The sequence below is a fragment of the Streptomyces sp. NPDC020898 genome (genome assembly GCF_044333925.1).
Lineage (GTDB): Bacteria > Actinomycetota > Actinomycetes > Streptomycetales > Streptomycetaceae > Streptomyces.
The window spans coordinates 146,255-155,935 of sequence record NZ_JBIRRV010000017.1 but is presented as its reverse complement, the minus strand read 5'-3'; the positions used below and the strand labels follow the sequence as shown (position 1 = coordinate 155,935).

Sequence of the window (9,681 nt, the reverse complement as noted above, 5' to 3'; positions counted from 1 at the left end):
CGGGGGGCGCGTCCGCCCCCGGCCCCCCCGGGCGGGCTCTGCTCACCCCCCCGCGGGGCGGGCGTCCCCCCGGCCCGCCCCCGGCGGGGGGCGGGGGGGGGGGGCGGGGCGCCCGCCCCCCCCCGCCCGGGTCACGCGACCACGTCACCGCTCATGCGGCGACGGAGCGCGGGGTCGGGCAACGCCCGCCAGCCCGAGGGCCATCCCGTAACGCGGTGCCGCCGCCGGTGGCGCTTGCCAACGGTCCAGGCGCACCGGGTCGCCCGGTGCGGCCGGTGAAGGGAATCCGCGCCTGATGGGTGTCGGGTTTGTCCTACGCCGATCGCAAAGTTGGTTGATCTTTGAGTGCCCAGGTGGTGGGCCTGGACAAGTCCAGGGAGGACAGTGGCCTCTGGGGTCCCGAGGGGCCGCCGCCCCCTGAACGCCGGTCCGGTCGGCCCCAGGGCGACCGGATACAGTGCGCAGGACGGCAGCAGCCTGGTCAGGGAGGGGAAGCGTGACCGACACCAGCAACACCCGACCCGCCGACAGCGAAGTACAAGCTCCGCGGCAGAGCCGATTGCACCGCCTGATGCGCTACCTCCCCCTGATCGCCCCCGTCCTGCTGTGGACCGTGCCCTGCGGGGTGCTCCTGCACACCGGCCAGCACTGGCCGCTGCCCGTGGCGACAGGCGGCACCGCCCTGTTCGCCTTCGGCCTCGCCGGTATGCCGCTCGCGATGGTGCGCGGCCACGGCCGACGGCAGCAGGACTGGGCGGCGATCGTCGGAGACACCCTCCTCGGGGCCAGCTGGGTCCTGTTCACCTGGTCCGTCCTGCTCGGCGTCCTGCTGCGCCTGGCCCTGACCGTGACCGGCGTAGGCGACAGTCAGGACCGGGCCCGGATCGTCACCTGGGCGGTCCTCGGCACAGCCGCCGTGCTGCTCGCCTGGGGGTACGTCGAGGCCCGCCGGGTGCCACGGGTGCGCCGGCTCGACGTACAACTCCCGCGCCTGGGAGCCGGATTGGACGGCACCCGCGTCGTCCTCATCACCGACACCCACTACGGCCCGCTCGATCGCGCCCGCTGGTCGGCACGGGTCTGCGAGACGGTGAACACGCTGGAAGCCGACCTGGTCTGCCACACCGGCGACATCGCGGACGGCACGGCCGAACGCCGCCGCGCCCAGGCCGTCCCACTCGCCACCGTGCGGGCCACCCGGGCCCGGGTGTACGTCACCGGCAACCACGAGTACTACACCGAGGCCCAGGGCTGGGTCGACCTGATGGACGAGCTGGGCTGGGAGCCGCTGCGCAACCGTCATCTGCTGCTCGAACGCGGCGGCGACACCCTTGTGGTCGCCGGCGTGGACGACGTCACCGCCGAGTCCTCCGGCCTCGCCGGCCACGGTGCCCACCTCGCCGGAGCCCTGAACGGCGCCGACCCCGACCTGCCCGTCCTGCTCCTGGCCCACCAGCCCAAGTTCGTCGACCGGGCGGCAGCCGACGGCATCGACCTCCAACTCTCCGGCCACACCCACGGCGGCCAGATCTGGCCCTTCCACCACCTCGTCCGCATCGACCAGCCCGCCGTCGCCGGCCTCAGCCGCCACGGCGCCCGCACACTCCTCTACACCAGCCGCGGTACCGGTTTCTGGGGCCCGCCGTTCCGCGTCTTCGCCCCCAGCGAGATCACCCTGCTCGTGCTCCGATCCCCGCATCTGCCCACCTCTCCGTAGCACTGGGCGGGCCAACACATCCGCTGGGAGCAGTCCACGAGCCGAGGGGTGCGGCGTCCACAGATGACCAAGCCCGTCTCGCTGGCGACAGAATCCGACCCGTTCCCGGGCCAACGGCTCCAACAAGCCATACGTGACCACGTTTTACGCAGGTCAGCGACACGTGACGCCTGTACCACCAGCAGACGAAGAAGCTGGGCTTCTTCTACAGGGCTGCCGCGCTGGTGGTGTTGTCCACGGATTCCTGCTTGAGGGTGACCGAGTTGGGGAGACGAGTGGCCTGACTGAGTCCGCGGCCTCCCGCATGGCCGAGGGCCTGGAAAACAGGGGTTGGTACGCGATGAGGCCAACTGGAGAGGGTGGGTGCGCGGGCGGCTCACCTGCCCGGGAGCACCGCGTGAGCAACGAGCGTGACCATGGGTGAACTGCTCGCGCTGTTGTCGGCGCTGTGTTTCGGCATCACGCACTTCGTCAGCGGCTTGGTCGCACGCAGACACAATGGACTGACCGTGGCGCTCCACGCCCAACTGGGTGGCGCCGTCCTGGGGTCGATCCTGGCCCTGTTGCTCGGATCTGGATCCGCCACGCTCGCGGACTATGGGTGGGGGGCCTTGTCCGGGGTGGGGACAGGAGTGGGAGTGGCCTTCCTCTACCGGGCGATGTCGCAGGGGGCGATGAGTGTGGTCGTCCCGGTCAGCGACGTCGGTGCCGTGGCTGTTCCGGTTCTGGTCGGGGTGTGTTTCCTCGGGGAACGCCCCGCACTCCCCGCATGGGTGGGGATCGCCGCTGTCCTTCCGGCGCTGTGGCTGGTCTCGCAGAGTTCTCCGGACCCGGACGAGAAACAGCGGGCAACGGTGTCCGCAGGGGTGACCGGTGCGCTGGTCGCCGGCGTGGGGTTCGGCTTGCAGTTCCTGGCCATGGCACAGGTGGGCAAGGACAGCGGTTTGTGGCCGGTGGTGCTGAGCGGGTGGTCTCCGTCGCGGTCATCGCCGCGGTCCTGGGAACCTACGGTGCCGGATGGAGACTGCCGCGACGGCCGTGGGCGGCCACGGTGGCGGCCGGCGCCCTGGGCACACTCGCGATCGTGCTGTACCTGGAGGCCACCAGGCAACAGCTCATGGCCATCGCCACCGTGCTCTCCGCCCTGTACCCGGCCATCCCGGTCCTCCTGGCCGTATTGCTCCTGAAGGAGCGTCTGAACCGCCGTCAGACAGCCGGTCTGTCCTGTGCGGCGCTCGCCATCGGGCTCATCGCCCTGCGATGAACCCGATGGTCTTCTGTCGTAGGGATCACGGGTGTTTGCCGCCCTGCCCGGGACTACGACGCGACCTCACGTCCAGGACGACCGGTCACCGCCGCGCTCGCCGCCCTCCACGGCATGACGAACGAGCCAGCGCAGAACGTGAGCGCGGGGCGGTGACCCGCAGGACGGCCTCTGTATGCAGGCCTGGACCAATGCCGCGCGATCCTTCATGATGACGACGCCATGACAATGACCGCCTCAGGATGGTGACCGTGCGCGGATTCCTCATCAGGTCCAGGGCCACACTGGCCGTCGTACTCCTCCTGATGGCCCTGGCGCCGGTTGCCGAGGCAGCGGTCGGACGGGAGCCCGGCACCGTCGCGACCGCGGCGGACTGGACGGCTCCGCTCAGCACGCGGGGTCGTTGGATCGTCGACGCGGACGGCGACCGCTTCAAGCTGCGGTCCGGCAACTGGCACGGAGCCAGCGGCACCTGGAACGGCTCGGGGAGTTCGGACGACGACGCCAACCATCACGCGGGGGAGAACTCCGGCAGGATGCCGCTCGGCCTGGACCGTGCCCCCATGGCCGAGATCATCGCCGGTTTCCAGGAGATCGGAGTCAACAGCATCCGGCTGCCCTTCTCCAACGAGATGATCCGCGACAGCCGTCCCGTCACCGACGATTCCGTGGCCGCCAATCCCTCCCTGCGGGGCAGGACCCCGCTGCAGGTGTACGACGTCGTGGTCCGGGAACTCACCGCCGCCGGGCTCGCGGTGATCCTCAACAACCACACCAACACCACCCGCTGGTGCTGCGGAGTGGACGGCAACGAACGCTGGAACGCGAGCCAGTCCGTCGCGACCTGGGAGAACGTCTGGCTCTTCATGGCCCGCCGCTACCGGGACAACCAGCGTGTCGTCGGCGCGGACCTCTACAACGAGGTGCGCCGCAATGTCCTTGACGACCCCAACTGGGGCCTCGGCGGCAACCACGACTGGTTCGCCGCCTCCCAGCGCGTCGGTGACCGCATCCTCACGGAGGCCGACCCCGATCTCCTCATCATCGTCGAGGGCATCAACTGGACCGGCATCCCCGTCGACGGACTCCCCCACGAACGCCCCACCCTGGAGCCCGTACGCCGCCTCTCGCACACCCTCGTCGACTCCGGCAAGCTCGTGTACTCGGCGCACTTCTACGACTACACCGGACCGAACCACAGCGGCGCCACCGGTACGGGCGAGACCAGTGACCCCCGCTACCGCGACCTGAGCCCCGCCGAACTGACCAGGGTGCTGGACCGTCAGGCATTCTTCGTGAGCGCGGAGACCAACACACATTTCACCGCGCCCGTCTGGATCAGCGAGTTCGGTGTCGGTGGCCGGGACGAGACCGGGCAGAAACAGCGAGCCTGGTTCGGGAACTTCGTCGACCACCTGATCCGTACCGACGCCGACTTCGCGTACTGGCCGCTCGTCGGCTGGCACGAGGACCGCAAGGGCAACGGCTGGGCCCTTCTGCACTGGGACGCCGAGGGCCGCCGCATGGGCCTCTACGACGGCGACGACTGGCGGGCCGCTGCCTGGACCCGCCTCATCGGGGCCCAGGGGCGCACCGGTCCGGTGGCGCCCGTGGCGGACTGGTCGATGCTCAGTCCCGATCACGGCGACTTCGTCCAGTCTCGGCGGATTCGGGCCCTCCCCGACTGGGACGTGGGCGCTCGCAAGGCTGTGTGCCCCGACGGACAGCGGCTGCTCGGCCTCAGCCACACCGGCAACCGGGGCCTGTGCTCGGACGTGTTCCCCGGCCCCTGGGGCCCGGCCGGCGGACAGGTGGTCGTCGTCGACGAGCGGTATGTCGAGCCGGGCCGCGACTGGGCATCCGGATACACCAAACTCCAGTGCCCCGACGGCCACTTCCTGACCGGCTACAGCGTCCGCGGCTCCGCCGTCTCCGCCGCCTTGTGCGCGGCCGCTGCGGTCGGCAGGCCCGGCACGAGCGGCCGTACCGTCTGGTTCGACCGGGGCGACAACCGGGGCTCGGCGGCCAAGGGCGGCGACTTCGCGCAGGGCCACTACAAGGGCCAGTGCGCGGACGACGAGTACGCGGCCGGGATCGCGTACACGAGTCGGGTGGGTTCGGCGCGGACTCCGGACGCGCTGTACTGCCGGAAACCGGCCTGACCGGGCCGACCGGGCCGACCGGGCCGACCGGGCCGAGCATGGCCGTCGCAACATGGACTTGCGAGGGGTGCAAGGTCTTGCTCGTTTCGCGACTATAAAACGTCTGATCAAGCACCGTGCTTTCATTGGGGTGCGCACTTTGTGGCGCACCCCACCGAGAGAGAGTTGTGAGACATGGCGGCACCGCAGGCCCGGTGGAGCGCGCTGCTGGAGATGCTGACGCGCGACGGGCGGCTCGAAGTCGAGGCGGCTGCCGAGGAGTTGCGGGTCTCCGCCGCGACGATCAGGCGCGACCTCGATGAGTTGGCCCGCCAGCAGATGGTCACCCGCACGCACGGCGGAGCCGCGCTCAACGCCATCGCCTACGACCTTCCGCTGCGCTACAAGGCCGCGCGCAACGCTCCGGAGAAGGAGCGGATCGCGCAGGCGGCGGCCGGGCTGGTGAAGGCCGGCGCCGTGGTGGGGTTGAACGGCGGCACCACGACCACGGAGGTGGCGCGGGCCCTGGCCACCCGCGCCGATCTGAGTTCCGGCGGCGGCACGGAGACGGCGGTCACCGTAGTGACCAACGCCCTGAACATCGCCAACGAACTGGTCGTGCGGCGCCACGTCAAGCTCGTGGTGACCGGCGGAGTGGCCCGGCCGGCGTCCTATGAGCTGATAGGGCCGCTGGCCACCGAACTGCTCGCGGAGATCGCACTGGACCTGGTGTTCATCGGGGTGGACGCCATCGACGTGGCCCACGGGGCGACCGCCCACCACGAGGGCGAGGCCAGCATCAACCGGGCGCTGGCCCGCCGCGCGCAGCGGGTGATCGCGGTCGCCGACTCCTCCAAGCTGGACCGGCGGGCCTTCGCCCGTATCTGCCCGGTGGAGGACATCGACGTCCTGGTGACCGACAAGGCCGCCCCGGACGAGCTGACCCAGTCGTTCGTCGCGGCCGGCGTGGAGGTCATCCGCGCCTGACCCGCACTCCGTTCCCGAACAGCACAACGGCAGGTTGAACGCCGGCACCATCGACCGCGGCCCATAGGCCCGGGTGTCGTCGTGCCCGCGTGGTGGCGCGGAGACCCGACGGCCCCTCCGCCGGGTCCCGCCCGCGAGATCGCCGGCACCCGCGGCACCGGCGGCAGTTGGCGGAATTCGCAGAATTTACTCGTCCGTTACGAACGGATTCCGGGCCTGTCGAGGCCTCTCAGCGGCCCCTGGGACCGACTGCCACCAGGGACAACAACAGTTCCCCGGGGACCCTCAGGGCCCTCGGGAAGGCGGGTGTCCCGCATGTTGACAGGTGGAGGCTGCCGCAAGAACATGAGCGAAATCGCTTCGAATCTTGCATCTGTACGCAGAACCAAACAGAAGTCGAACTCCCGCAAGCGTCTCGCTTCCGCGTGACCGTGCACTCCGCCCCCACTGGGACCGCACGCCACCGGGACCGCGCACCACCACTCCTGAGTCACCGTCACCGTCCTGTCCGACAGGAGGACACGAGTGCACGTCCGACTGAGCAGTCCCGGCGGCCTGTTACTCGCTGCCGCCCTGACCGCCGCCATGCTGATGGCGCCCGTCACCGGCTCCACCGCGGCAACGGCCACCGCCCGTCCCGACACCACCACCGCCACCACGGGCGGGCCGAAGGTGGCTCGCACCACGCACGCCGTCACGGTCTCCGTGCCGGCCTCCGCCGGAGCCCCCGGCTACACCCTCGACGTGGCCACCGACGAACTCGCCCTGACCACGCGCCGCGCCGGGAAGACCGTGCTCGCCTCGGCCTCCGGCGACACCGGCGCTCTGCGCTTCACGGCGGCGGACGGTACGTGGCAGCACGCGACCGGCGTCACCGACTGGACGTGGCAGAACGGCATCCTGACCGTCACCGCCGACAGCACCCTCGACGGCACCACGGTGGAGGCCCGGATCACCCCCGGCGCCGACCGCTACCAGCTCGACTGGGACGTCCTCGGCGGCGGCGCGAAGCAACTGGGCCTCGCCTACGACCTGTCGTCGGCCGGCCACTGGTACGGCCACGGCGAGGCGGAGACCCCGCAGGGCGGTCCCGGGGTCAACCAGCCCTGGCCGCTCGACGCCGGTGAGGTCGACCACGGGACCTTCGGCCCGGCGTCGTACAACATGATCGACCCGTTCTGGTACACCTCGAAGTCGACCGGTCTGCGCGTCGACACCGGGGACGTCATGGACGTGGCGATCGACAAGGGCAAGGACGGTCTCGGCACCTTCGTCGTCGAGTCCCCCGACACCTACAAGGCCACCGTGTTCGTCGAGTCGACGCCGCTGGAGGTCTACCGCGACTACATAGGCATCGTCGGCAAGCCGACCAAGTCGGACGCCACGTACGAGCAGTACGCCAAGCCGCTGTGGAATTCGTGGGCGCAGTTCTACACCAAGATCGATCAGGAGAAGCTGCTCGACTACGCCACCGACCTCCACGACAACGGTCTGGACGGGCACACCATCCAGCTCGACGACAAGTGGGAGTCCAACTACGGCAATCTGACCTGGGATCCCAAGACCTTCCCCGATCCCAAGGGTCTCTCCAAGAAGATCCATGACATGGGGTTCGACTTCGGCATCTGGGTCACCCTGTGGATCAACCTGGACTCCGACAACTACCAGTACGCGGTCGACAACGGCTATCTGCTCATGGACGCCAAGGACACGACCAAGCCGTGTGAAGTGACCTGGTGGAACGGCCAGGCCGGGATCATCGACCTGGCCAACCCCGACGCCAAGGCCTGGTACGAGGGCAACCTCAAGGCCCTGATGGACACCTACGACATCGACGGGCTGAAGTTCGACACCCGCTTCTTCGACGAGAAGTGCGCACCGCGCGAGGGCCACCAGGCCACGGACTACCAGAAGTTGGGTACGCAGCTCGCCGACGAGTTCGACCTCCAGGGCGCCGGCATCCGGGTGCACTGGAACCAGACCGCGCACGAGGCGGGCTTCGTCACCCGCCAGGTCGACAAGGGCACCGGCTGGGACTCCCTGCGCGCCTCCGCCACCCAGAACCTGGCCATCTCCACCATCGGCTACCCGTTCGTCGAGTCCGACATGATCGGCGGCTCCGGCGGCCAGCCCGCACCGACGAAGGACGTACTGGTGCGGTGGGCGCAGTCCGCCTCGCTGATGCCACTGATGTACGCCTCGACCTCCCCGGTGGACACCAACGACACCACCACCGGCCAGAAGGTGGACTACGACCAGGAGACGGTCGACCTCTACCGGGAGGCGATCGAGACCCACGAGAAGCTCGCCCCGTACATCTGGGACCAGGTGCAGAGCACCCTGAAGACCGGCGATCCGATCATGCGGCCGCTGTTCTTCGACTTCCCGAAGGACGAGGCGAGTTACACGGTCACCGACGAGTGGATGCTCGGCCCGGCCGTGCTGGCCGCGCCCAAGCTGAGCACCGGCGCCACCCGCTCCGTCCATCTGCCGCCGGGTACTTGGTACGACGTCAACCAGGGCACCGTGATCCGCGGCCCCAGGACCCTCAAGGGGTACGCGGCGCCGCTCGGCGTCACGCCGGCCTTCGTCAACCTCAAGGCCAAGGGCGCCGCCAAGGCCGTCAAGGCGCTCAAGCGCGACGACGCGCCGGCCGCCTCCGTCCTGATCACCCCGGACGCCCCGTCCACCGACGCCGGTACGCCCTTCGAGGTGACCACCGAGGTGACCAACTGGAGCCCCGGGACCATCAGGAACGCCAAGGCGTCACTGGACCTGCCCGACGGCTGGACCGCCGAGGCGACCGGCCCGACCACCGCGAAGTCCCTCAGGAACGGCGCCACGCTCACCACCACCTGGACGGTGACTCCGGCCGCCGACGCCCGCTGGGGCAGCCACGACCTCACCAGTGCCGCCACCTACACCGGATCCAACGGCGCGCAGAAGGTGTCCGACACCGTGCGGGCGCAGGTGAAGGCCGCCCCGGGCAGTGTGCAGGCACCGTACCTGACGACCGACACCACGTCCGAGGACCCCCAATACGCCCAGGCCGGCGATCAGTTCGCCATCTGGGCGGGCGGCGAGGACCTGTCCGGCTGGAAGGACGAGAAAGGCGTCATCTACCGCGACGACGCGGCCGGCGAACAGGCCACTGTGCAGGCCCAGTTGGTCTCCCAGAACAGCGCCTCCCCGGTCGGCAAAGCCGGCGTCGCCCTCGCCAACGACCTGACGGCGCCCGAGAAGGGCGGTTACGCGGTGCTGGTCATGACCCAGAGTTACGGACTGGAGTTCATGACCGACAGCGACGGCGACGGGAAGCTCGACACCTGGGCGGGCGGCGGCTCCACCTACCACCCGGCGTATCTCAGGCTGACCCGGGACGGCGCCACCTACACCGCGTACGCCAGCAAGGACGGCGAGACCTGGTCGCAGATCGGCACCGCCCAGGTGCCGTCGGCCGCCGGTACCGGAGACGCCGGGATGGTCGCCGGCGCGGCGAACGTCAACTACCCCGGCGAGAACATCGAAGCCGTCTTCAGCGGATTCTCCGTCACCTCCTGACACCAGAGAGG

Annotated in this window: 5 protein-coding genes and 1 pseudogene; all 6 read left to right on the top strand. The window is 69.9% G+C overall.

Going from position 1 to position 9,681, the window contains the following annotated elements:
• The first annotated feature begins 496 nt into the window (after positions 1-496).
• Complete coding sequence (locus ACH4TV_RS38335) at positions 497-1,717, top strand: metallophosphoesterase (protein ID WP_398405941.1); 1,221 nt, start codon at positions 497-499, stop codon at positions 1,715-1,717.
• Positions 1,718-2,133: 416 nt separating this feature from the next.
• Positions 2,134-2,472 (top strand): annotated as a pseudogene (locus ACH4TV_RS38330) (EamA family transporter); the annotation flags it as partial.
• 191 nt (positions 2,473-2,663) lie between these two features.
• Entirely contained in the window at positions 2,664-2,981 is a 318-nt protein-coding gene (locus ACH4TV_RS38325) for an EamA family transporter (protein WP_398405940.1), read from the top strand.
• Between the two features lie 242 nt (positions 2,982-3,223).
• Positions 3,224-5,143 (top strand): glycoside hydrolase family 5 protein, encoded by a 1,920-nt coding sequence (locus tag ACH4TV_RS38320; RefSeq protein ID WP_398405939.1) that lies wholly within the window; start codon positions 3,224-3,226, stop codon positions 5,141-5,143.
• Between the two features lie 174 nt (positions 5,144-5,317).
• Positions 5,318-6,109, top strand: coding sequence for a DeoR/GlpR family DNA-binding transcription regulator (locus tag ACH4TV_RS38315; protein WP_398405938.1), 792 nt, complete (start codon positions 5,318-5,320; stop codon positions 6,107-6,109).
• 585 nt (positions 6,110-6,694) lie between these two features.
• On the top strand, positions 6,695-9,670 hold the full coding sequence (locus ACH4TV_RS38310) for a TIM-barrel domain-containing protein (RefSeq protein ID WP_398405980.1): 2,976 nt from the start codon (positions 6,695-6,697) through the stop codon (positions 9,668-9,670).
• Positions 9,671-9,681: the final 11 nt, after the last annotated feature.